Origin of the sequence: Pseudoalteromonas sp. BSi20480, from assembly GCF_000241365.1 — a bacterium.
GTDB lineage: Bacteria > Pseudomonadota > Gammaproteobacteria > Enterobacterales > Alteromonadaceae > Pseudoalteromonas > Pseudoalteromonas marina.
The window spans coordinates 24,050-46,872 of the sequence record NZ_BADX01000069.1 but is presented as its reverse complement, the minus strand read 5'-3'; the positions used below and the strand labels follow the sequence as shown (position 1 = coordinate 46,872).

At 40.4% G+C, this 22,823-nt stretch carries 18 protein-coding genes and 4 pseudogenes; 13 read left to right on the top strand and 9 right to left on the bottom strand.

All coding sequences use genetic code 11. The features are described 5' to 3' along the window. Together P20480_RS11360 and P20480_RS11365 are read left to right on the top strand one after the other, a co-directional pair. A pseudogene (locus P20480_RS11360) lies at nucleotides 1-1,399 on the top strand (ATP-binding protein); the annotation flags it as partial. 3 nt (nucleotides 1,400-1,402) lie between these two features. Beyond that, nucleotides 1,403-2,350: an alpha/beta fold hydrolase gene (locus P20480_RS11365; RefSeq protein ID WP_008128800.1), complete on the top strand. Its 948-nt coding sequence runs from the start codon at nucleotides 1,403-1,405 to the stop codon at nucleotides 2,348-2,350. Here P20480_RS11365 and P20480_RS11370 read toward each other — a convergent pair. Continuing rightward, nucleotides 2,310-3,227, bottom strand: coding sequence for a cation diffusion facilitator family transporter (locus P20480_RS11370; RefSeq protein ID WP_171047554.1), 918 nt, complete (start codon nucleotides 3,225-3,227; stop codon nucleotides 2,310-2,312). The two genes, P20480_RS11365 and P20480_RS11370, sit on opposite strands and share 41 nt — an antisense overlap. Nucleotides 3,228-3,332: 105 nt before the next feature. On the opposite strand from P20480_RS11370, the gene trmL reads away from it, so the two are divergent. Next, on the top strand, nucleotides 3,333-3,797 hold the full coding sequence (gene trmL, locus P20480_RS11375; RefSeq protein WP_008128796.1) for a tRNA (uridine(34)/cytosine(34)/5-carboxymethylaminomethyluridine(34)-2'-O)-methyltransferase TrmL: 465 nt from the start codon (nucleotides 3,333-3,335) through the stop codon (nucleotides 3,795-3,797). 73 nt (nucleotides 3,798-3,870) lie between these two features. Here trmL and gpsA read toward each other — a convergent pair whose 3' ends face one another. Genes gpsA through P20480_RS11395 form a run of 4 tightly spaced genes read right to left on the bottom strand, consistent with a single transcriptional unit; the run spans nucleotide 3,871 to nucleotide 6,126 of the window. Next, on the bottom strand, nucleotides 3,871-4,878 hold the full coding sequence (gene gpsA, locus P20480_RS11380; protein WP_008128794.1) for an NAD(P)H-dependent glycerol-3-phosphate dehydrogenase: 1,008 nt from the start codon (nucleotides 4,876-4,878) through the stop codon (nucleotides 3,871-3,873). A 3-nt stretch (nucleotides 4,879-4,881) separates the two neighbouring features. Continuing rightward, complete coding sequence (gene secB / locus P20480_RS11385; RefSeq protein ID WP_006794821.1) at nucleotides 4,882-5,370, bottom strand: protein-export chaperone SecB; 489 nt, start codon at nucleotides 5,368-5,370, stop codon at nucleotides 4,882-4,884. Between the two features lie 34 nt (nucleotides 5,371-5,404). Then, nucleotides 5,405-5,662, bottom strand: a complete 258-nt coding sequence (gene grxC / locus P20480_RS11390) for a glutaredoxin 3 (RefSeq protein ID WP_006794822.1) — start codon at nucleotides 5,660-5,662, stop codon at nucleotides 5,405-5,407. Nucleotides 5,663-5,694: 32 nt separating this feature from the next. After that, the gene (locus tag P20480_RS11395) at nucleotides 5,695-6,126 is read right to left on the bottom strand and encodes a rhodanese-like domain-containing protein (protein WP_008128791.1); all 432 of its coding nucleotides are present in this window, start codon (nucleotides 6,124-6,126) and stop codon (nucleotides 5,695-5,697) included. A gap of 271 nt (nucleotides 6,127-6,397) precedes the next feature. Here P20480_RS11395 and gpmM point away from each other — a divergent pair, with 271 nt between their 5' ends. The 4 genes and pseudogenes from gpmM to P20480_RS11410 all read left to right on the top strand — a co-directional run bounded on the left by gpmM (nucleotide 6,398) and on the right by P20480_RS11410 (nucleotide 11,195). Next, entirely contained in the window at nucleotides 6,398-7,942 is a 1,545-nt protein-coding gene (gene gpmM, locus P20480_RS11400; protein ID WP_008128788.1) for a 2,3-bisphosphoglycerate-independent phosphoglycerate mutase, read from the top strand. Nucleotides 7,943-7,945: 3 nt separating this feature from the next. Continuing rightward, a pseudogene (locus P20480_RS17945) lies at nucleotides 7,946-9,083 on the top strand (murein hydrolase activator EnvC family protein). A 34-nt stretch (nucleotides 9,084-9,117) separates the two neighbouring features. Further along, nucleotides 9,118-10,365, top strand: a complete 1,248-nt coding sequence (locus P20480_RS11405; protein ID WP_008128782.1) for a S41 family peptidase — start codon at nucleotides 9,118-9,120, stop codon at nucleotides 10,363-10,365. Between the two features lie 80 nt (nucleotides 10,366-10,445). Beyond that, complete coding sequence (locus P20480_RS11410) at nucleotides 10,446-11,195, top strand: divergent polysaccharide deacetylase family protein (protein WP_008128779.1); 750 nt, start codon at nucleotides 10,446-10,448, stop codon at nucleotides 11,193-11,195. Between the two features lie 122 nt (nucleotides 11,196-11,317). Here P20480_RS11410 and rpoH read toward each other — a convergent pair whose 3' ends face one another. The 4 genes and pseudogenes from rpoH to ftsY all read right to left on the bottom strand — a co-directional run bounded on the left by rpoH (nucleotide 11,318) and on the right by ftsY (nucleotide 16,237). Continuing rightward, entirely contained in the window at nucleotides 11,318-12,181 is an 864-nt protein-coding gene (rpoH, locus tag P20480_RS11415; RefSeq protein WP_008128777.1) for an RNA polymerase sigma factor RpoH, read from the bottom strand. Nucleotides 12,182-12,622: 441 nt separating this feature from the next. Next, nucleotides 12,623-13,610 (bottom strand): annotated as a pseudogene (gene ftsX / locus P20480_RS11420) (permease-like cell division protein FtsX). Next, a complete protein-coding gene (ftsE, locus tag P20480_RS11425) occupies nucleotides 13,607-14,284 on the bottom strand; it encodes a cell division ATP-binding protein FtsE (protein ID WP_006794808.1) in 678 nt (225 codons plus the stop codon). Before ftsE ends, ftsX begins: the two are co-directional and overlap by 4 nt. Before the next feature lie 85 nt (nucleotides 14,285-14,369). Next, nucleotides 14,370-16,237, bottom strand: a pseudogene (gene ftsY, locus P20480_RS19165) (signal recognition particle-docking protein FtsY). Between the two features lie 206 nt (nucleotides 16,238-16,443). Here ftsY and rsmD point away from each other — a divergent pair. The 6 genes from rsmD (at nucleotide 16,444) to prmA (ending at nucleotide 22,781) form a co-directional block, all read left to right on the top strand. Next, nucleotides 16,444-17,049: a 16S rRNA (guanine(966)-N(2))-methyltransferase RsmD gene (gene rsmD / locus P20480_RS11435; protein WP_008128766.1), complete on the top strand. Its 606-nt coding sequence runs from the start codon at nucleotides 16,444-16,446 to the stop codon at nucleotides 17,047-17,049. A 145-nt stretch (nucleotides 17,050-17,194) separates the two neighbouring features. Beyond that, a complete protein-coding gene (gene rpsU, locus P20480_RS11440) occupies nucleotides 17,195-17,410 on the top strand; it encodes a 30S ribosomal protein S21 (protein ID WP_002957797.1) in 216 nt (71 codons plus the stop codon). Between the two features lie 19 nt (nucleotides 17,411-17,429). After that, on the top strand, nucleotides 17,430-17,876 hold the full coding sequence (locus P20480_RS11445) for a GatB/YqeY domain-containing protein (RefSeq protein ID WP_008128764.1): 447 nt from the start codon (nucleotides 17,430-17,432) through the stop codon (nucleotides 17,874-17,876). Between the two features lie 239 nt (nucleotides 17,877-18,115). Then, the gene (gene dnaG / locus P20480_RS11450) at nucleotides 18,116-19,867 is read left to right on the top strand and encodes a DNA primase (RefSeq protein WP_008128763.1); all 1,752 of its coding nucleotides are present in this window, start codon (nucleotides 18,116-18,118) and stop codon (nucleotides 19,865-19,867) included. 124 nt (nucleotides 19,868-19,991) lie between these two features. Further along, nucleotides 19,992-21,833: an RNA polymerase sigma factor RpoD gene (gene rpoD / locus P20480_RS11455; RefSeq protein WP_008128761.1), complete on the top strand. Its 1,842-nt coding sequence runs from the start codon at nucleotides 19,992-19,994 to the stop codon at nucleotides 21,831-21,833. A 66-nt stretch (nucleotides 21,834-21,899) separates the two neighbouring features. After that, nucleotides 21,900-22,781 (top strand): 50S ribosomal protein L11 methyltransferase, encoded by an 882-nt coding sequence (gene prmA / locus P20480_RS11460; RefSeq protein ID WP_008128759.1) that lies wholly within the window; start codon nucleotides 21,900-21,902, stop codon nucleotides 22,779-22,781. Nucleotides 22,782-22,823 lie beyond the last annotated feature (42 nt).

Here is a 22,823-nt window from a genome sequence, read left to right as displayed (position 1 = left end):
AATAAATCAGGCGCTTTATCTTGGCTTAAGCACCCTAGGCATTATTTATTTTTTAAAATATTTGTTTGGTTTTGGCTAACCATTATTGGCACCGTTACTGCGCTTGTTTTTTTAAGTAATATCAGTGTACTGAACTTAGTAAGTAATGAACCCTTACATGGCCCGATGGGAAAAAACCTAGCTTATACCGCAAGAAGTATTGAGCGCTCTGCATATAAGCATAAACGTTCGCTTGAGAGCATTCTTTCGCATCCACGCTTATCTAAACGTAAGCTTTTATATTTAAGCGCTGAGCAATCTGATATTTCTTTTACTAATAAAGAAACACCTATAAACATAGACCTAAGCCTTCTTAATTTTACCAAAAACATGCCACCGCAAATTGTTTTCACTGAGCAATATCAAGCCTTTGGGCCAGTTCAATTAACCGTCCCCGAAGGAGTATTTTATTTATATGAAATAGACATAAACAATCAGCCACCTCTGTTTATACGCTTAAAGCTAATGCCCGGCTGGATCAAAGTATCTATTGCAATTATTGCCTCTTTAATTTTGAGCTTTTTGTTTAGTCGTAACTTAATTGCACCAATTAACAGCCTTAAAAAAGCAGCTATAAAACTATCTTCTGGCGATTTAAGCGCACGTGCTGCTATTTCAACTAATAGAAAAGATGAGCTAGGGGTACTTGGTCGAGACTTTAATAGTATGGCAAACCAGCTAGAACTATTAATAAGCTCACAAAAACGCTTGCTTGCTGATATATCCCATGAGTTACGTTCGCCACTTACTCGCTTAAAAATGGCAACAGGCCTTGCACAAATGCAAGCAAATGAAGCAAGTCAGTCTTATTTACTACGAATAGAAAAAGAGGCTAATCAACTCGATCAAATGATTGCTGATGTACTTCAAGTGTCTCGTTTAGAAGCAAAAAGCCAAACCCTTGCAATGCAAAAGCAATCACTAAACGTTATTGTTGAACATGTTTTAAACGATGCAAAATTTGAAGCAAAACAATATGATAAGCAGTTAACAATAACAGGCGATGCAAGCGTAACCATTAGCTGCGATGAAGCCCTGATTGCCAGCGCGCTTGAAAACCTACTTCGTAATGCCATTAAATATGCAAATAACACAATAAGTATAAAACTATCGCATGGTGATGCCGTGCATATTGAAATATGTGATGATGGCCCAGGCGTGCCAAATAACCAGCTTGATAAGCTATGTGAGCCGTTTTTTAGGCAGTCTGATGCAAGAGATAGAGTCAGTGGTGGAACCGGTTTAGGCTTAGCTATCGCAAAAAAATGCAATTACAGCTCATAATGGTACCTTAGTTTTATCGAACAAAGATCAGGGCGGCTTGTGTGCTAATATCACACTGCCAATAATCAAAGAGTAAACCATGTTTTATAGTAGTGAGTGCGAGCTTAAAGGTAACCAATCAGCCATTAATGATTTTTATCAAAACACATTAGTTAAAGCGTATTTAAATACGCCTAATGGGCAGTTATTTTATGCGCATGCCCAGCCAGATAAAGCTCATGTTGCCATAGTTATTAGCTCAGGCAGAATCGAAGGGCTCGATAAATACAAAGAGTTGTTATGGGAGCTTTATACTAATAATTTTGCTATTTTTATTGTTGACCACCAAGGACAGGGTCGCTCTTACCGCTATTTAAAAAATAAACATAAGGGCTATGTAAATAATTTTGGTGACTACAGTGCCGATCTTAATTTATTTAACACCCAAATAGTCGACACCGTTTGGCAAGGTAAAAAGCTATTAGTGAGCCACTCAATGGGAGGTGCTATTGCATTTGATTATTTGGCAAACTATGAGCATAGTTTTAGCGGTGCGTTTTTATCAGCCCCAATGTTCGATATACACACCAAAGGTATTCCAAAGCCTTTAGCCCGAATAATTGCAAGTAATGCCGTACGTCTTGGTTTTCAATTTAGCTATGCCCTTGGACAAACCGACTACACCCCAGAAGAGTTCCCTTTAAACGTATTAACAAGTTGCGAATTACGCTACAGCCTATTTAGGCAAACATATAATGAGGAGCCTTTACTACAACTTGGCGGGGTTACTTATGGGTGGCTAAATTCAACCTTTACTTTTTTATCATCAATAGATGAGCTTACTGTTGATATTCCACTTTACATTGCAAGCGCAAAAAACGATGTAGTTGTCGATAATGAAGCCCACTATAGACTAGCTAATAAGTACGCAAATATTACCCTAGAAAGCTTTGCTGACGCCAAGCACGAACTATTCTTTGAATGTGATGATGTACGCCAGCCAGTGCTTAAGAGTCTGTATAAGTTTTGTGAGTCGGTGACGGCTTAGTTAAAACAGAAAGCGGGTCGAGGTGGATTAGTATATCAACCTCCGATTCAAAACGAGCACCAATCATCGCTTCAACCTCATCAGCCACAGTATGGGCTCGTATTAGACTTAAATGGTCATCAAGCTCTAAATGCATTTGAATAAACTTAATTTTCCCCCCCTGGCGAGTACGGATCCCGTGTACGCCATGCACATCGCTGTGCTCTTTAGCAATATCAAAAATGCTTTGCTTTTCATCGTCTGGGAGTTCTTTATCCATTAAATGATCGGCACTATCTCTTGCAATATCCCAACTGTTATAGAGTAAGTAACCTGCTACCCCTATTGCAAAAATAGGATCGGCATACATCATTCCGTAATAAGATAGAGCAATCGCAATTAAAACAGCAGCGTTTAAAATCAAATCACCTTTGTAATGCACCGAATCTGCTTTTATAGCAATCGATTCGGTATGTTGAATAACCTTAGTTTGTACAAAAACAATGACCAGAGTACATGCAATTGCAAAAGCACTTACCCATACACCTAATAATGAATGTGTAAGCTCTATAGGGTTAAATAAGCGCTCAACACCATGAAATGCCAGTAAACAGCCCGAGCCTGCAATAAATGCAGCTTGCCCAAGCCCTGCTAATGCCTCGGCTTTACCATGACCAAACCGATGATCATCATCAGCTGGGCGCAGTGCGTAACCTAAAACTAAAAAACTCATAAATGTAGCGGTAATGTCCATTAATGAGTCTGTTAAGGAGCCAAGCATTGAAGCAGAGCCTGAAGCAAGCCAGGCCCACGCCTTTGCCGCAATCATTAAACTCACCATTACCATAGTAATAATACTAGAAGCTTTAACCCAAAATTCGTAACTGCGGTTATGCACAATTTCATCCGCTAATAAGAGTATTCAATACTTTGAGTATATCATTTTTTTTAAGGGTTTCGTGTATACTGCATCCGTCAAATACCATTTATTAAAAGGCTAATTATGCTGGATATTGTTTTATACCAACCTGAAATTCCACCAAACACAGGGAATATTATCCGCCTTTGTGCAAATACCGGCTTTTCGCTGCACTTAATTGAGCCTTTAGGGTTTGAGTGGGACGACAAACGTGTAAAGCGTGCAGGCCTTGATTACCATGAATTCAGCCATGTTCAGCGTCATGCGTCATTTGAAGCGTATCTTGAAAAATGTAAACCGAAAAAAGTGTATGCATGTACAACCAAAGGCAGCCAATTTCATCATGAAGCATGTTACGAACCCGGAGACTGTCTAGTATTTGGTCCAGAAACACGCGGGCTACCCGATGAGATGATTCAAGCTCTACCAAACGAGCAGCGCGTGCGTATCCCAATGCAACCAAATAGCCGAAGCATGAACCTATCAAACGCAGTCGCTGTATTTGTTTACGAATCATGGCGACAGCTGGGCTTTCCGAACGCGCAATGATACGCGTATTATTAAAGCTAACAAAAAAACCGACATTACGTCGGTTTTTTAGTTTTTATCACAGTAGTGAATGCTATTCTGATCGTTGCTCTCTGCCTAACAATGCCATGGCAGCAGCTTTCATATCTTTATTCTCATAAAGTACTTTGTAAATCTGTTCAGTGATAGGCATTTCAACGCCTGCACGCTGGGCAAGTAAATACACTTCTTTGGTGTTTCTAAAGCCCTCTACTACTTGACCTATCGACTCAATTGCAGCTTCAACACTTTCACCTTTACCCAGTGCTAAACCAAAACGACGATTGCGTGATTGGTTGTCAGTACAGGTTAAAATTAAATCGCCAAGGCCTGCCATTCCCATAAAGGTTTCTGGCTTTGCGCCTAGAGCGCAACCTAACCGAGTCAGCTCTGCAAGACCTCGTGTGATCAAGGCTGTGCGAGCATTGGCTCCAAAACCTACACCATCTGAAATACCCGCGCCAATAGCAATTACGTTTTTAACCGCACCACCAAGCTGTATGCCAATAAAATCGTCATTGTTATACACTCGAAATGAACGACCACAATGCAGTAAATCAGCCAATTGTTGTGCAAACTCAGGTGAGGTAGACGAAACAGAAATAGCTGTTGGTGAACCCATTGCCATTTCTTTCGCAAATGTAGGACCCGAAAGCACCGCAAGTGCGATTTCATCACCCAGCTCTTGCTGTGCAACTTCTTGTAATAAACGCCCTGTATTTGGCTCAAGGCCTTTAGTCGCCCACGCGACTTTAGCATCGATTTGCAATGCAGGTTTTATTTGCGCAAGTGTGTCGCCAAACGCATGGCTTGGCACAACAACAAGCACAATAGCACTACATGCAACTGCGCGTTGTAAATCGGCTTCTAGTTCTAGAGCGTCTGGGAAGGGTGCATCTGGTAAGTAACGTTGATTTTTCCGCTCAGCTGCAAGCGTAGCAACGTCGTCGCTATTGCGTCCCCAAAGCGTCACTTTATGACCATTTCGGGCTAAACAAATAGCAAGGGCGGTGCCATAAGACCCCGCCCCCAATACAGTAACAGCTGAAGTTGCTGTATTCATAAGTTATGCGTCTGCTGTAACCTGGTCAGCTTGCGCAGTACGTTGTTGCATATACTGTGCAAACAATGCGTCAAAGTTTACTGGCGCAAGGTTTAACTGTGGGAAAGTGCCACGGTTAACTAGGTTAGATACCGCTTCACGTGCATATGGGAACAATACGTTAGGACAAAATGCACCTAGCATATGAGCAAGTTGTACTTCTTCAACCTCAGCAATAGTAAAAATACCCGCTTGTTGAATTTCACATAAAAACGCAGTTTCTTCGCCAATTGATGCTGTCACAGTTAATGCTAAAACAACTTCAAATACACCTTCGTCTAACTTGTTAGAGCGAGTATCTAGGTCTAGCTTAACTTCTGGCGTCCATTCTTTTTGAAAAATTGCCGGAGAGTTTGGCGTTTCAAACGACACGTCTTTAGTGTAAATGCGTTGAATAGTAAATTGTGCGCCTGCGTCTTGTGCCGCTGCTGCGTTTTGAGTTTCTTCGTTCATTGTTATTCCTAACTTGTTCGTTATTATAATTAAATTAAGCGTTAAGCTTAGCGTCAAGTTTACCTTGAGCCTCAATAGCCATCATGTCGTCACAGCCACCGATATGTTCATCATTAATAAAAATTTGCGGTACAGTGCTTGCGCCACCGGCTTTAGTAATCATTTCATCGCGAAGTTCAGGTTGTACACCAATATCAAAATTAGTGAATTCAACGCCTTTGCTTTTTAAAAGCGCCATAGCGCGCTGACAAAATGGACAATATGCCTTGGTGTATAAAACAACGTTACTCATAATAAATCCTCTATCGGTTTAGCTAAACGAGATTAGCGACCTGTTATCGTTGGTAAGCTAGCAGATTGCCATGCACCCATTCCGCCCGCTAATACATAAACCTGTTCAAAACCAGCTTTATGCATTGCTGTGGCCGTGCCTTGGGCTGTCATACCTGTAGTACATACCAATATAATGGGTTTAGTCTTGTACTTTTCAAGGCCTGAAAAGTCAGATTTTTTTGCATTTTCAGGGCTTAAGTGTTCAGCACCCGAAATACGGCCAGACGTAAACTCTTTTTGTGCTCGCATATCCACTACTTGACCATCTTCACGGTTAATAAGTAGCGTTAGTTGCTGAGGGTTTATTTGACGAATAGCTGAAAATTTACTTTTTATCCAACCACTGACAATAAGAAAAACAATACCAACCCAAGCAAGGCTTAAAATAGGGTGATTGCTTATAAATTCAATATATTGTTCCATTCGACTTCCACTATAAATTACATCCTAAAACGCAATGTTTTAGACATTTTAGACTTTAGCCACGCAAGTATACCCAAACCAACTTAAAATGCGAGTTTACACAGAGTTTAAAAGGAGGAAAAACACCCCATATAAAGGTTATTAACCGCACATCAGCATCAATACAATATTCAATTAAGTGAAAAAAATTAATATGCTGTTTTGTATGCTGATTCAAGTAACAAAACACGGTATGCTAAAGCAAAACAGGTGCTAACTTTTAGGAGTGACTATGACTGAACATAAAAAACCACTGGTATTAATGATTTTAGACGGTTGGGGATATCGTGAAGACGAGCAAAGCAATGCAATACTAGCAGCGAATACCCCCGTATTAGATAACTTATGGGTATCTCGCCCTCGCACATTAATTTCAGCATCTGGTTTTGATGTAGGTCTTCCTGATGGACAAATGGGTAATTCCGAAGTTGGACATGTTAATTTAGGTGCAGGACGTGTTGTATACCAAGACTTTACTCGAATCACCAAAGCAATAAATGACGGTGAATTTGACTCAACACCTGCACTTGTTGAAAACATTGATAAAGCAGTAAATGCCGGCAAAGCCGTTCATGTTATGGGATTATTGAGTCCGGGTGGCGTTCATAGTCATGAAGATCATATTGTTGCAAGCATAGAGCTTGCTGCAAAACGCGGTGCTAAGGAAGTCTATTTTCATGCATTTTTAGATGGCCGTGATACACCACCGCGTAGTGCCAAAGAATCGATTGAACGTATAGAAGCGTTGTTTGCAAAACTTGAATGTGGTCGGCTAGCAACACTCGTTGGTCGTTATTATGCAATGGATAGAGATAACCGCTGGAATCGTGTAGAAAAAGCCTATGACGTAATGACCTCTGGCATTGGAGAGTTTAACTACAGCGATGGCGTAACCGCATTAAATGCAGCTTATGAGCGCGACGAAAACGATGAGTTTGTTGCTCCTACAACCATTACACCAGCAGGTAGAGAAGCAGCGCAAATTAATGATGGCGACACCGTTATTTTTGCAAACTTTAGGGCAGACCGAGCACGAGAAATTACACGCGCCTTTGTAGAGCCTGAGTTTGATGGCTTTACCAAGAAAAAATCCCCCGCTCTCAGCGCATTTGTCATGATGACAGAATATGCAGCAGATATAGACGCACCCGTTGCATTTGGCCCAACTCCTCTTACTAATGTATTAGGGGAGTGGCTTGAAAAACAAGGGAAAACACAACTGCGTATTTCTGAAACAGAAAAATACGCACACGTTACCTTCTTTTTTAGCGGCGGACGTGAGGACGAATTTGAAGGTGAAACGCGTGAACTAATCCCTTCACCGCAAGTGGCTACCTACGACTTGCAACCTGAAATGAACTCAGAAATGCTAACCGATAAGCTCGTAGAAGCAATTAAAAGCGGGAAATACGACGCTATTATATGTAATTACCCTAATGGCGATATGGTTGGCCACTCAGGTGTTTTTGATGCCGCTGTAAAAGCTTGTGAAGCCGTTGACACCTGTATTGGCCGTGTAGTTGATGCATTGAACGAATTTGGCGGTGAAGCGTTGATCACAGCCGATCATGGCAATGCAGAACAAATGGCTAACCTTAAAACGGGCCAAGCACATACCGCGCATACAAGTGAACCGGTGCCCTTTATTTATGTTGGTCGCGATGCGACACCATCTGAAGGTAAAGCATTAAGTGATGTTGCCCCTACTATGCTGCACCTAATGGGCATGGAACAGCCAAGTGAAATGACTGGCACACCTATCATGACGTTGAAATAACCCATGATTAAACGTGTTAACCGATACTTTAAGTGCGGCTTAATACTCGCCTCATTGGTGACTGCATCAGCAGTTGCCAATGAAGATCGCACTAAAAAAGATCTCTCACAGGTGAAACAAGCACTTGAACAAAGCCAATCTGAGTATAATCAACAACGAAAAAAAATATCTCAACTTCAAAAAAATCTTAAAAACCATGAGCTTGAAATAGCTAAAAACGCTAAAGCACTTAATATGGCTGAGCAGTCTGTTAAAGAAACCCAACAACAGCAAAATCAACAACAAAAAAAAGCTGATGAACTCGATAAAAAGCACATCGAATTTCAACGTATCTTAGGAGCGCAACTTAAAAGCGCTTACATGGCAGGTGGTGATGACTACTCTAAAATGTTGCTGAATCAAGAAAACACAGCGCAATTTGAGCGAACACTGAGCTATTATAATTACCTAAACAAAGCACGAATTGAACAGATAGAAGAATTAAAAGAACTTAAACAACAAATCGCGTTAAACCAAGTTGCACTAAATAAAACAAAAGAAAAACTTTTAGCTTTATACGACGAGCAAAAAAGGCGCCAAACAGCCTTAGTAAATGCACAAAGTGAACGCCAAGCTAACCTTAGGAATCTTCAAGCTCAGCTTACGAGTACTAAAAGCTCTATCGATTACTTAAAAGAAAACCAACAAACCCTTGTTAATACAATTGAAGAATTAGAAAAAGAAAAACAAAAAAATAGAATTACTTGGTCTCAATAAAAATAAAGGCAGATTAAACTGGCCTAGTAAAGGTAAGTTAAAACACAAATTTGGCCAACGCAAACATGGTGGCATTGATTGGAAAGGCGTGCTAATTGGCGCTAAAGAAGGCGAAAATGTTAATAGCGTGCACAATGGCCAAGTTGTATTTGCAGATTGGTTAAAAGGTTATGGCTGGGTAATTGTAGTCGATCATGGTGAAGGATTTATGAGCCTATACGGCCATGCACAAACACTACTGAGAGACGTAGGTGACTTGGTACGCCAAGGCGAAACTTTAGCGTTGGTTGGCCAAAGCGGCGGACAGGCAAGTTCTGGTCTATACTTTGAAATACGACACAAAGGACGCGCAGTAAATCCCGTAAAATGGTGCAGACGTATTTAATTGAATAAACCGCTGCTCCGCTGAGGAGTCGCTGATGAAAAACAACAATGTAATACCCGCATTTAAAAAAGCAGGCTATGTTTTCAGCCTGCTTTTATTCACTTTTACTTTAGTACTTAACAATGCATTTGCCAGCTCAGTAAAAAACCTTAAAAGCCAACAAATAGATGAAATTTTATTTAACATACACGCCTATTATGTTGACGATTTAGAGCTACAAAACAGCCATTATGTGCAATACAACAACAAACAGTTTGAGCGCTTATACTCAAAGCTAGACCCCTACTCTAAATACCTTAACGAACACGAGCTCGATGCCTTATTTGATAATACCAATGGCCAATATACGGGCTTAGGTATTGAAGTAAAAAAGGTCGATACTGACATAAAAATAGTTAACGTGGTAAATAACTCACCAGCGAAAGAAGCAGGTATTTTAGCTGGCGATATTATTGTTAGTGTTAATCAAAAAACGGTCAATTTGCTCAGCGTTAGCGAAGTCGCAACTTTGATTAAAGAAAATAAATTTACAACAATTAATCTCACCGTTAAGCGAAATGAAAGCCCAGAAGTTTTGTCATTTAACGTAGCTCGTACGCAAATACAATTAGAGAGTGTAACCAGTAAAGTTTTAGAGTCCGGCATTTGCTATTTAGCTATTAATAGTTTTTCTAATCACACACTACACGAAGTTGCATTGCAAATTGCAGCGATGCAAAATAATTATGATTATCCATTATTAGGGCTTGTAATTGATTTACGTGACAACCCCGGAGGCACCCTTAAAAGTGCGATTACCGTCTCTGATTTATTCTTAGAAAGCGGAACTATAGTAACAACGAAAGGCAGATACTTTGACGCTAACCAAGCCTTTTATGCTAAACGGGGCGACATACTCAAAGGCGCTCCAATTGTTGTGCTTATTAATGAAAATTCAGCCTCTGCAGCTGAAATTTTAGCCGGTGCCTTAAAAGACAACAACAGGGCAAAAGTGGTTGGAAGCCAATCTTTTGGAAAAGGGTCAGTGCAATCACTTATACCATTAGGTGATGGCAATACCGCTTTAAAACTCACTACCGCAAAGTATTTTACACCTTCTGGTGAATCAATAGATGGCGTTGGAATAAAGCCGGATGTGACGATTAATCAAACAACACTTCCACAAAACAATAAAGCCGTTATAATAAAAAATGAGCAAGTAAAAAATAATCAACACCAGCTTGTTAACACCTTAGCTGATTTACAGTTAGTTAAAGCAAAACAATTACTCAGTATGCAGTAATCTATTTTGTTTGAGCGTTACTGGGCATAAAAAAGATAATAAAAATTATAAACGTGAATACTATTAACAGAAAAATACGGATGTGGCTTTTTTTCAGTGTATGTATCGCTTGCTTTAGCGCTAATGCTAAACAAATAGCGATAGTTATTGATGATATAGGCTACCACCAAAGAGACTTAGAGTTTTTAACCTTACCTGGGCAATTGACCTATTCAATTTTGCCCCATACACCCTATTCGCAAGTTTTTGCAACACATGCTAGCAAAGCAAATAAAGAGCTGCTTTTACATGTGCCTATGCAGGCACTTAACGGCAAAGCACTAGGGCCTGGTGCGCTTACTCTTGATATGGACAAAGCCCAACTTCAACAAACGCTTGGAACAGCACTTGCAAGTTTACCGCAAGTTAGAGGTGTTAATAATCACATGGGCTCTGCATTAACTCAGCAAAGCCAAGCCATGAAATGGACAATGGAAGTACTTAAAAAGCGCGAGTTGTACTTTTTAGATAGCCGAACAACTGGCTTAAGCCAGGCACAAAATGCTGCAAACTTTTTTGGGGTTGAAAATATTGGTCGCCATGTCTTTTTGGACAACATAACAACAGCAGATCAACTTCAGTTTAGGCTCGATGAACTTAAACAAAAAGCAACAGATCACAATTTTGCCATTGCCATTGCTCACCCTTATCCTGAGACCATTGCTTTTTTACGTAAAGCCCTGCCTGAGCTTACTCAACAAGGCTATGAGTTAGTTCCTGTTTCTCAGTTAGTACAACGTAAATATATTCAGTTAGCGCAAGCTCAAGGGAAAACGATTAGCGCGCGATAATTAAATTAAACAAGGTACTTATCTCTTATGCCCTATAATATTTGCCTACATTATTAATTTTCAACAAAAAAGCCCTGCGTTTTCATGCAGGGCTTTTAAAAATATTACGCTTTTAGAACGTATCAGCTCATAGCGCTTTGTAACTTTTTCATTGCTGTTTTTTCAAGCTGGCGAACACGCTCAGCAGATACACTGTATTTTTCAGCAAGCTCTTGTAGTGTTGCTTTGTCATCAGACAACCAGCGCGCACTTACAATGTCTTGTGAACGTTCATCTAGTGTTTTAAGTGCACTAAACAAACGAGTATGAGACTGTTCCTGCCATTGTTGCTGCTCAATGTCATCAGCTAAATCAGCAGAACCATCCGTTAAATATTGTACCGGCGAATAAGTGCTTGTTGGTGCGTCATCGTTATCATCACCCGTTAAGTCAAAGCCCATATCTTGACCGCTCATACGAGATTCCATTTCACGCACTTCTTTTTCGCTTACACCCAGCTCACTAGCAACAGTGCTAACCTCTGCTTGGTTAAACCAGCCTAAACGCTTTTTATTTTTACGAAGATTAAAAAACAATTTACGCTGTGCTTTTGTAGTAGCTACTTTAACTATACGCCAGTTCTTTAGAACAAATTCGTGTATTTCGGCTTTAATCCAATGCACTGCAAACGATACTAAACGAACACCTACGCTTGGGTCGAAACGTTTAACCGCTTTCATCAGGCCTATATTGCCTTCTTGAATAAGGTCAGCTTGTGGCAAGCCGTATCCCGAGTAGCTTTTAGCTATATGCGCTACAAAGCGCAAATGCGACATAATGAGTTGCTTTGCAGCACTAAGATCGCCTTCTTCCTGAAGTTTTTTAGCAAGTTCTTGCTCTTCTTCAACTTTAAGCATAGGGATTGTGCTGACCGCTTGAAGGTAGCCATCCATGCTTGCGCTTTGTTGTCCAACTGTAAGTGCCATTGCGTATAAATCTTTACTCATTTTTCACCTCGGTGATAAACATTTGAAACTATCTTAGCACTCTTTCCTGAAGAGTGCTAACCCCAATTTAAAACTTTTTTAAAGTATAAATCAAGCGGTTTTTTAGCGTTATTGAAGTCTACTATAAGCGACTGAATAAGCGATGAATTAAGGGATTGCGGGTGATTAACGTCAGTTTTTCACTCTATTTACAATTCATGCTTGATAAGGAGGGTAGTAGATAAATGTGACAGTTTTTATAGGACCTGAACAACCCAACCCAATAACATACGCGCTAAGCATTGAGTTAGTTCACTTGCATTAGCTTGCGCGAATGAGGAAGAGATAAACACGCTTATAAAGTTAAATGTATATTCACAAAGTTTACTTTGAAGCGAATAAAGCGCCAATAGCATAACCTATATAGCTCGCTTGATTAACAGCGAGCTATATAGGTGCGTATTACACTTTGTCTGGCTCTATTTCTTTGATGTATCGATTTACAGATAAGTAAGAGCCAACAAACCCCAAACTTGTAGCAAGTAAAACTAAAAAGCCAAATTCGCTAAGCGTTAAACCAATGAGTAAAAAGTTAGTTTGATACACACCAGCCACACTGTTTACGGCTGAAGAAAGCCACCACATCATCAATGCAACTGATATAAAAGCAAATAATCCACCAATAACGCCATACCAAATACCAGTCCATAAAAATGGTGCGTGTATAAACGTATTTGTAGCACCTACAAGTTTCATTACTTGTATTTCTTCTTTTTTATCCATAATCGATAGGCGAATAGTATTACCTATTATGAGAGTTACAGACGTTAATAATAATAAGGTAATGGTTATTACACTTTCTTTTAGCAAGCTAAGCAATGCATTTAAGCGCTCTAACCAGGCTATATCAAGTTTGCCAAAATCAACCTCACGTTCCGCTTCTAACTTGGTCATAAGTACCTTGGCGGCATTAGGTTGGCGATGCCGCTTAGTAGGCGTAACTAGCACAACATCGGGTAATGGGTTGCTATCTAAATATTCTAGCGCTTGCCCAAAACCTGACACCTCCTGAAACTCTTTTAGCGCTTGCTGTTTTGAAATAAACGTTACACTCTCTACTTCAGGATATAAGGCTAGGCGCTTAACTAGCGTTGCTGTTTCTTGTTTCGTCATTGTTTGTTTTACAAATAACGATATTTCACTAGCCTCTTCAAAGCCACTACTAACTTGCTGGACATTTTTAACCACTAAGTAAAGTGTGGCAGGAAGCGTTAAGCTTAATCCAAGTACCGCAATTGTCATCATTGATGCCAGTGGTGTACGCCACATTTCACCCAGACTATGAATCCCTTGGCGAAAAATGTTAACGATAAAAAAGTAGCCATTTGAAATAACTGATTTTTTTTGTTTTTCTATTTTTGTTTTGGCGGCTTTTAAACAGTAAACTCATAATGCCCCCTGCGCTAATGGATCTTCAAGCATTCTGCCATCCTTTAACGTTAAGCTCCTATACTTCATGCGTGCAACAAGGCCTAAGTCATGGGTAGCAATAAGTACGGTTGTACCATGCTTATTAAAGTCTTCAAATAATTTAAGTATTTCCATTGAGAGTTCAGGATCTAAGTTACCCGTTGGCTCATCGGCAAGTAAAATTGGCGGAGAATTTACAATAGCGCGTGCAATACCGACTCGCTGTTGCTCACCACCCGACAACATAGATGGATGGCATTTAACTTTATCGATTAAACCCACTTTATCGAGCGCACCATGAACACGCTTTGCGATTTGATTACGATGAGTTCCTTCGATGATCAGCGGTAGCGCGACATTATCAAATACAGTGTATCGTTCTAATAATCGATGGTTTTGAAAAATAATACCAATATCTCGGCGAGCATAAGGGATTTGTCGCGAATTAACTTTATTTAAATCAACACCATTAATAAATACGTTACCAGCAGATGGACGTTCCATTAAGCTGATAAGCTTTAAAAGTGTACTTTTACCCGCACCACTATGACCGGTCAAAAAGGCTAATTCGCCAGGTTTTATATGAAAATTAACTTTTTCGAGGGCACGATGCCCCCCTGGATAGGTTTTACTTACTTGCTGAAAATTTATCATTTTTTATTATGCCAACCTCATTAAAGTGTTAATGCAATTGGTATTCCTCGCAATTAAAAAGGGAGCAAGCTCCCTTCTTGGTAAATTAAGCGTCGTCCTCATCTTGGCTAAATAATGCATCAATAAAGTCATCGCTTTTAAACGATCGCAAATCATCAATACCTTCACCAACACCAATATAACGAATTGGAATGTTAAACTTATCAGCTACAGCAAAAATAACCCCACCTTTTGCTGTACCATCAAGTTTTGACAAAGTAATACCCGTTAAACCTACACATTGGTTAAACAAGTTTACTTGGCTAATCGCATTTTGCCCTGTACCTGCATCTATGGTTAGCATCACCTCGTGTGGTGCATCAGGATCTATTTTTTTCATTACACGAGCTATTTTCTCAAGCTCTTGCATCAAATTATCTTTATTTTGCAGACGACCCGCTGTATCAGCAATTAACACATCTACATTACGCGCTTTTGCGGCCTGAAAAGCATCAAATACCACCGATGCACTATCGGCGCCGGTATGCTGTGCTATAACAGGAATACTATTGCGCTCACCCCATACTTGAAGTTGTTCAACCGCAGCGGCTCTAAAAGTGTCACCCGCAGCAAGCATGACCGACTTACCTTCATTTTGGAATTGCTTAGCTAGCTTACCAATCGTAGTTGTTTTACCAACCCCATTTACGCCTACCATTAAAATCACAAACGGTTTTTTTTCTGCTGGTATTGTTAATGGCTGTTCAGCAGTCTTTAGCATCGCTGCCATTTCTTGCTTCATTAGCTCGTATAAAGCATCGCCATCCTTAAGCTGCTTTCTATTTGCACCGTCCGTTAATCTATCGATTAACTTCATGGTGGTATCTACGCCTAAATCAGCCGTCAATAATTGAGTTTCAAGCTCTTCAAAAAGGTCATCATCTATTTTTTTACCACTAAAAATAGACGAAAATCCTGCGCCAATATTAACGCGGGTTTTTAGTAATCCTTTTTTAAGACGTGAAAAAAAGCCCTCTTTCTTAGGTTTTTCTTCTTTCTTAGCTTGCTCTGCTGCAATACGTTCTTGTTCTAAGCGCTGCACTTCGGCTTGCTCTGTTGCAATGCGTGCTTGCTCTATGCGCTGTGCTTCTGCTTGCTCTGCTGCAATGCGTTCTTGCTCTATGCGCTGGGCTTCTGCTTGCTCTGCTGCAGCACGTTCTTGCTCTAAACGCTGCGTTTCAGCTTGCTCTGCTGCAGCACGTTCTAGCTCTATGCGCTGTGCTTCTGCTTGCTCTGCTGCAATGCGTTCTTGCTCTATGCGCTGCGCTTCTGCTTGCTCTGCTGCAATGCGTTCTTGCTCTATGCGCTGTGCTTCTGCTTGCTCTGCTGCAATGCGTTCTTGCTCTAACGCTGCGCTTCTGCTTGCTCTGCTGCAGCACGTTCTTGTTCTATGCGCTGCGCTTCTGCTTGCTGTGCTGCAGCACGTTCTTGTTCTATGCGCTGCGCTTCTGCTTGCTGTGCTGCAATACGTTCTTGCTCTATGCGCTGGGCTTCTGCTTGCTCTGCTGCAGCACGTTCTTGCTCTGCCGCAGCACGTTCTTGCTCTGCCGCAGCACGTTCTTGCTCTAAACGCTTGGCCTCTGCTTGCTCTGCTGTAGCACGTTCTTGTTCTAAACGCTGCGCTTCAGCTTGCTCAGCAAGGCGATTTTGTTGCTCCACTCTCTGCTGCTCGGCTTCCGCTTGTTCTTTTGCTAACAGCTCAGCATTTGCTCGTTCTATTGCTAACTTTTCCGCTTGCTCTGCAGCAACGCGTTCTTGCTCGGCTTTTTCAGCGGCAACGCGTTCTTCTTCTAAGCGTTTAGCTTCTTGCTCTGCTAAAGCTTGTTGTTTATCAGCCTCTGCTTTTTGTTCGGCTTGTTTTTTATCTGACTTACCAAAGCCGAGCCAAGACATTAATTTACTTTTTTTTGCCATACTTGCTAATAACCACTTATAAAAATCTGATAAACTAAAATTTGAAAATAGCTTGGAAGAGCCAACACACTTTGCCAGCCAAACAACCATTCAAAACATAAGTGTTCAATAGTAACACTTTTAATGCGGTTGAAAAATGAAGCTATACGTAATCTACTACAATATTATCTGAGCTAGATCCCAGATACCATTTTTTAGTGAGCTAAATGAGAAATAAAACAACTAAAAATAAAGCAATTACCAAATCTACTGATGGCTTTATTAGAGTGATAAGTGGGCAATTTCGTGGCCGAAAACTTCCAGTAAAAGACGTACAAGGTTTACGTCCTACTACAGACCGAATTAAAGAGACAGTATTTAACTGGTTAATGCAAGACACGCGTGATGCTAACGTTCTAGATTGTTTTGCAGGTTCTGGTGGGTTGGGGTTCGAAGCTCTTTCGCGTTTTGCAAGTACTGCTCTTTTTATAGAGCTTGACCCAAGTGCAGCAAAGCAACTAGCGCAAAACATAGCAACACTAAAATTACAAAATGCACAGGTAAGGCACACTAACTCTCTTTCATTTTTAGAACAAAAAAATAGTAATACGCCTTTTGATCTTGTTTTTGTTGACCCGCCTTTTCGCAAAAATTTAGCTCAAACTAGCTGTAACTTATTAGAAATAAATAATTGGCTTAGCGAAGAAGCACTAATTTACGTTGAAGTAGAGAGCGATCTAAATACGTTCAAACCACCTAGTAACTGGCTGTTAATTAAAGAAAAAAAAGCAGGCCAAGTATTTTGTAGACTCTACCAACGCCAGCCAAATTAATACTGTTTTACACTATGCGTTTCTGTTAATATTATCCTTTACATGTGGTGTTGCTTCGGATTACAATACCGCACCATTTTTGAACCACTTGATCAATGTTTGATCAACTTGAGCAACGCTCATAATTTAGGTAGGTGAATTTTTAATGCCAGTAATTAAAGTAAGAGAGAACGAACCGTTTGACGTAGCACTTCGTCGCTTCAAGCGTTCATGTGAAAAAGCAGGTATCCTTTCAGAAGTTCGTCGTCGCGAGCACTATGAAAAGCCAACAGCTGAGCGTAAGCGTAAGAAAGCTGCAGCAGTTAAGCGTCACATGAAAAAACTTTCTCGTGATAACGCTCGTCGCGTTAAATTATACTAATACATTAGGTCTTGTATAAATGAGCCTTTTAATAACGCTAAAAGATGCGCAAAAAGATGCGATGAGAGCTAAAGACAAACAACGTCTTAACCCTATTCGCATGGTACTTGCTGCAATCAAGCAACGTGAGATTGACGAGCAAATAACACTAGACGACGCAGGTATTACCTCCGTTATAGTGAAGCTTGTTAAACAACGTCGCGACTCTTACACTCAGTACAAAGATGCTGGGCGTGATGATTTAGCTGAAATTGAAGCCAATGAAATAGCAGCACTTGAAACCTTCTTACCTCAACAATTGAGTGACGAAGAAATAATTGCTCTCATTGACGCGGCTATTGCTGATACTAACGCAGCAGGTATGCAAGACATGGGTAAAGTGATGGGTATAATCAAAAGCAAAGCTGAAGGTCGCGCCGATATGGGTAAGATCTCTGGTTTAATAAAGCAAAGATTAACTGCCTAACACTCCCTATACGTAAAGTATAATTGAAGTAAACCGAGCCTTGTGCTCGGTTTCTTTGTTTTTACGTCGCTAAAAAGTAAACGTTATGCCTATATTCAAAAATGAAATTATTTATTCTGACTCTATTTATTTAGCCGTCATTTTGATAAGTTAAGGTCCAATTATTTATACCTTACTAGTATAAATTTTAAGTTTCACTTTCGTTATTCTTCTTAATATTTCAGGACTGTATTTTACTAATGGCTGGAAAGATCCCACGAAGTTTTATAGATGATTTACTTGCCAGAACCGATATTGTCGACCTGATAGACTCTAAAGTTGGGCTAAAAAAAGCCGGTAAAGACTATCAAGCGTGTTGCCCTTTTCATAACGAAAAGTCTCCCTCGTTTACGGTATCGCAAGATAAACAGTTTTATCATTGCTTTGGCTGTGGGGCGAATGGCAACGCAATATCGTTTGTTATGGAATACGACAAACTAGAGTTTGTTGATGCCATTGAAGAACTTGCCAGCATGCTCAACTTGGACGTGCCCCGCGAACAAGGCGGTAGCTCTGCGCCAGAACGTACCGCTGCGCAAAAGCGTTCAGATTACGATTTGATGCTTCATACAGCTCGCTTTTATCAGCACCAATTAAAGCACCACGCTAACTCGGCCGCAGTCATTGACTATGTTAAAGGTCGAGGACTGAGCGGCGAAACTGTTAAAAAGTTTATGGTTGGCTACGCCCCTAGTGAATGGGATGGCTTATGTTTACAACTTGGTCGTAATAAAGAACAAAAAGAGCAACTCGTCGAATTAAAGCTCGCCTCAGAAAAAACACCCGGCAGGCAATTCGACTTTTTTCGCGACCGCTTAATGTTTCCTATTCGTGATAAACGCGGCAGGGTAGTCGCCTTTGGCGGTCGCGTTATGCAAGCTGATCAAGGGCCTAAATATTTAAACTCTCCAGAGACCCGCATTTTTCATAAAGGGTTTGAGCTTTATGGCCTTTACGAAGCTAAACAAGCACACAAAAAGTTAGAGCACATTCTTATCGTTGAAGGCTACATGGATGTTGTTGCACTTGCAGAAAAAGAGATTGAATACGCTGTTGCAGCACTGGGAACCGCCACAACAAGCGAACACATGCATACGTTATTTAGAACGACCGATAAGGTCATTTGTTGTTACGATGGCGACCGAGCTGGACGCGATGCAGCTTGGCGGGCACTTGAAAATGCGCTCCCCTACTTAAATGACGGTAAAGCATTGAACTTTGTATTTTTGCCTGATGGAGAAGATCCCGATTCATTAGTGCAAAAAGAAGGTAAAGAAGCATTCGAACAGCGTTTAAGTGAAGCCGATGACTTTACTAAAGTCATGTTTAACAAATTAAGCCAAGAAATTGATTTAACACTCGATTCGGGTAAAGCAAAATTACTCAGTGCAGCCCTACCGCTCATTGAAAAAATTCCGAGTGAATTTTACCAAGAAAATATTTTAGAGCAATTAGGCAGACTAATTGGGCGCACGCGTGAACAACTAAATAATCGATTAAAAACACCAAAGCAACAGCATTCTATTGAGCGAAAATTTAAAATAACCCCAATGCGACAGGCTATTGGTATTTTAATTCAGCATCCAAACCTAGCTAAAAGTGTTCCTTATTTGCCAGAACTTGCACAAATGAACATTGCAGGTATTGGTTTATTGCTTCGCTTGCAGCAACAAGCACTTGAAAAAGAGACTATCACTACGGCTCAGATACTCGAATTTTTTAGAGATACTGACGATTATGAGCCTCTTATTAAGCTCGCTACTTGGCAACATGAAATAAATGAAGAGCGTTTAGAGACTGTTTTTAAAAATACTTTTAAATTTATTGAAGATCAGTGTTTAAATTATCGACTAGAGACCTTATTAATAAAAGACAAGACACAAGGTTTAAATAGCGACGAAAGACTAGAATGTCATTTACTAATGACAGCGTTAAAAGCGACTAACAGCTAGTCAGATCTAGTTTTGGATGTTATACTGTGCTATTCACTGCGTCACATTGTTCTGGTTGGCATTAATGTAAACCAAGTGATGGCGCCTGTTGTATCAACTTATCAGAGTGGAAGAAACAATCTCTATGGATCCAACTCCTCAGTCACAATTAAAACTTCTGATTCAAAAAGGTAAAGAGCAAGGCTACTTAACTTTTGCAGAAGTAAATGATCACCTTCCACAAGACATAATTGACTCAGATCAAGTAGAAGATATCATAAGCATGATTAATGACATGGGTATTAAGGTTAGCGAAAACGCGCCTGATGCCGATGAACTAATGATGCAAGAAACAACGACAGACGAAGACGCAGCTGAAGCTGCCGCTGCTGCACTTGCTACGGTAGAAAAAGAAATTGGCCGCACTACCGATCCAGTTCGCATGTACATGCGCGAAATGGGCACTGTTGAACTTCTTACACGTGAAGGCGAAATTGTTATCGCTAAGCGTATTGAAGAAGGGATCAACCAAGTACAAATTTCAGTTGCTGAATACCCTGAAGCAATCACTTACCTACTAGAGCAGTGGGATAAGTTTGAAGCAGAAGAAATGCGTTTAAGCGATATCATCGTTGGTTTCATTGATCCAAACGAAGATGAAGCGCCAATTTCAGCAACTAATATCGGTTCAGAATTAAGTGAAAAACAACTTGATGACGACGATGAAGACGATGACAAAAGTGACGATGATGAAGATGAAGAAGTAGATACAGGCCCAGATCCTGAAGAAGCTCGCATTCATTTTGAAAACTTACGTGATTTATACAATAAAGCACGTGATACGTTTGAAGCTAAAGGTCGTTCGCATCCTGATTCACAAGCCGCCATTTTTGAAATTGGTGAGCTTTTCAGAACTTTCAAGCTAATTCCTAAACAGTTTGATCGCATGGTTAACAACATGCGCGAAATGATGGATCGTGTTCGTGTTCAAGAACGTCTAATCATGAAACAAGCTGTACAAATTGCTAAGCTACCTAAAAAAGCATTCGTTAAGCACTTTGCTAATAACGAAACAGATCCTTCGTGGGTTGATTTAGAAATTTCAAACAACGAAAAATACTCAGCTAAACTTGAAGAAGTTAAACCTGAAATAATTCGTTGTATCAATAAGCTATCTATTATTGAGCAAACAACTGGTTTAAGCATAGAGCGTATTAAAGACATTAACCGTCGTATGAGTATTGGTGAAGCAAAAGCGCGCCGTGCGAAAAAAGAAATGGTTGAAGCTAACTTACGTCTTGTAATCTCAATTGCTAAAAAATACACAAACCGTGGTTTACAGTTCTTGGATTTAATCCAGGAAGGTAATATTGGCTTGATGAAAGCGGTAGATAAGTTTGAATACCGTCGTGGTTATAAGTTCTCGACTTATGCTACGTGGTGGATACGTCAAGCTATCACTCGCTCTATTGCTGACCAAGCAAGAACTATCCGTATCCCGGTACATATGATCGAAACGATTAATAAACTTAACCGTATCTCTCGTCAAATGTTACAAGAAATGGGTCGTGAGCCAAATCCTGAAGAATTAGCAGAACGCATGATGATGCCTGAGGATAAAATCCGTAAGGTACTAAAAATTGCTAAAGAGCCAATTTCGATGGAAACACCAATCGGTGATGATGAAGATTCGCACTTAGGTGACTTTATCGAAGATACCACCATTGATTCGCCAATCGATTCGGCAACAATGGAGTCGCTTCGTGGTGCAACTAACGATGTACTAGCCGGCTTAACAGCGCGTGAAGCAAAAGTACTTCGTATGCGCTTTGGTATTGATATGAATACCGACCACACCTTAGAAGAAGTAGGTAAGCAGTTTGATGTAACACGTGAGCGTATTCGTCAAATAGAAGCGAAAGCACTGCGTAAATTACGCCACCCTTCTCGCTCAGATTTACTAAAAAGCTTTTTAGACGCTAAGTAATTTAGCGCTTTGTATAAACTAAAAAGGCCGCTGTAGCGGCCTTTTTTCTATTTCAAGGAAATAAAGATGGCTTGGATCCAAATCCGTATCAATGCCAATGCTGCAACCGCAGATGCAGTAAGTGACCTATTAATGGAAGCAGGCAGTGCGTCTGTTACCTTTATAGATGCTAAAGACACCCCTATTTACGAGCCAAAAATTGGCACTGTTGAATTTTGGGCTGACACCACTGTAATTGGTTTATTTGAAGCTAATCACGATATGAACGAAGTGATCGCACTATTAAAGCGCCACGACGAAATAAATGAATCTCTCGTTTACAAAATTGAACAGCTTGAAGATAAAGACTGGGAACGTGAATGGATGGATAACTTCCACCCTATTCAGTTTGGTGAAAAACTATGGATTTGCCCTAGCTGGCGCGATATTCCTGATCCTGATGCTGTTAACGTTTTACTTGACCCAGGTCTTGCGTTTGGCACAGGCACACACGCAACAACAGCTCTGTGTTTAAAATGGCTAGAAAGCCAAGACCTTACCGGTAAAACTGTCGTGGATTTTGGCTGTGGCTCGGGCATTTTAGGTATCGCTGCTATTAAATTGGGTGCTGAGCGCATGATAGGGATAGACATTGACCCGCAAGCACTCGAAGCAAGCTTAGATAACGCTAACCGTAATGGCGTTGCTGACAAACTTGAAGTGTACCTGCCAGAAAATCAACCTGAGTTTACAGCCGATATTGTTGTGGCAAATATTTTAGCGCAACCACTGCGTGAGCTTCACAGTGTGATTTTAGGGTTGTTAAAGCCAGGCGGTAAAATTGCGATGTCTGGTATTTTAGAAGAACAAGCACAATCGGTGGCTGACATATACGCGCCCTTTATTGAGCTCGATGAAATTGCCATTGAAGGTGATTGGACCCGTGTTAGCGGTACAAAAAATAGCTAAGCATATACATTATAAATTTTAGAGTATTAACTCAAAAGTCGC

Coding starts and splice junctions, on each gene's coding strand:
- P20480_RS11365 (WP_008128800.1), top strand. CDS start 1,403: ATGTTTTATAGTAGTGAGTGCGAGCTTAAAGGTAACCAATCAGCCATT.
- trmL (WP_008128796.1), top strand. CDS start 3,333: ATGCTGGATATTGTTTTATACCAACCTGAAATTCCACCAAACACAGGG.
- gpsA (WP_008128794.1), bottom strand. CDS start 4,878: ATGAATACAGCAACTTCAGCTGTTACTGTATTGGGGGCGGGGTCTTAT.
- secB (WP_006794821.1), bottom strand. CDS start 5,370: ATGAACGAAGAAACTCAAAACGCAGCAGCGGCACAAGACGCAGGCGCA.
- grxC (WP_006794822.1), bottom strand. CDS start 5,662: ATGAGTAACGTTGTTTTATACACCAAGGCATATTGTCCATTTTGTCAG.
- P20480_RS11395 (WP_008128791.1), bottom strand. CDS start 6,126: ATGGAACAATATATTGAATTTATAAGCAATCACCCTATTTTAAGCCTT.
- gpmM (WP_008128788.1), top strand. CDS start 6,398: ATGACTGAACATAAAAAACCACTGGTATTAATGATTTTAGACGGTTGG.
- P20480_RS11405 (WP_008128782.1), top strand. CDS start 9,118: ATGAAAAACAACAATGTAATACCCGCATTTAAAAAAGCAGGCTATGTT.
- P20480_RS11410 (WP_008128779.1), top strand. CDS start 10,446: ATGTGGCTTTTTTTCAGTGTATGTATCGCTTGCTTTAGCGCTAATGCT.
- rpoH (WP_008128777.1), bottom strand. CDS start 12,181: ATGAGTAAAGATTTATACGCAATGGCACTTACAGTTGGACAACAAAGC.
- ftsE (WP_006794808.1), bottom strand. CDS start 14,284: ATGATAAATTTTCAGCAAGTAAGTAAAACCTATCCAGGGGGGCATCGT.
- rsmD (WP_008128766.1), top strand. CDS start 16,444: ATGAGAAATAAAACAACTAAAAATAAAGCAATTACCAAATCTACTGAT.
- rpsU (WP_002957797.1), top strand. CDS start 17,195: ATGCCAGTAATTAAAGTAAGAGAGAACGAACCGTTTGACGTAGCACTT.
- P20480_RS11445 (WP_008128764.1), top strand. CDS start 17,430: ATGAGCCTTTTAATAACGCTAAAAGATGCGCAAAAAGATGCGATGAGA.
- dnaG (WP_008128763.1), top strand. CDS start 18,116: ATGGCTGGAAAGATCCCACGAAGTTTTATAGATGATTTACTTGCCAGA.
- rpoD (WP_008128761.1), top strand. CDS start 19,992: ATGGATCCAACTCCTCAGTCACAATTAAAACTTCTGATTCAAAAAGGT.
- prmA (WP_008128759.1), top strand. CDS start 21,900: ATGGCTTGGATCCAAATCCGTATCAATGCCAATGCTGCAACCGCAGAT.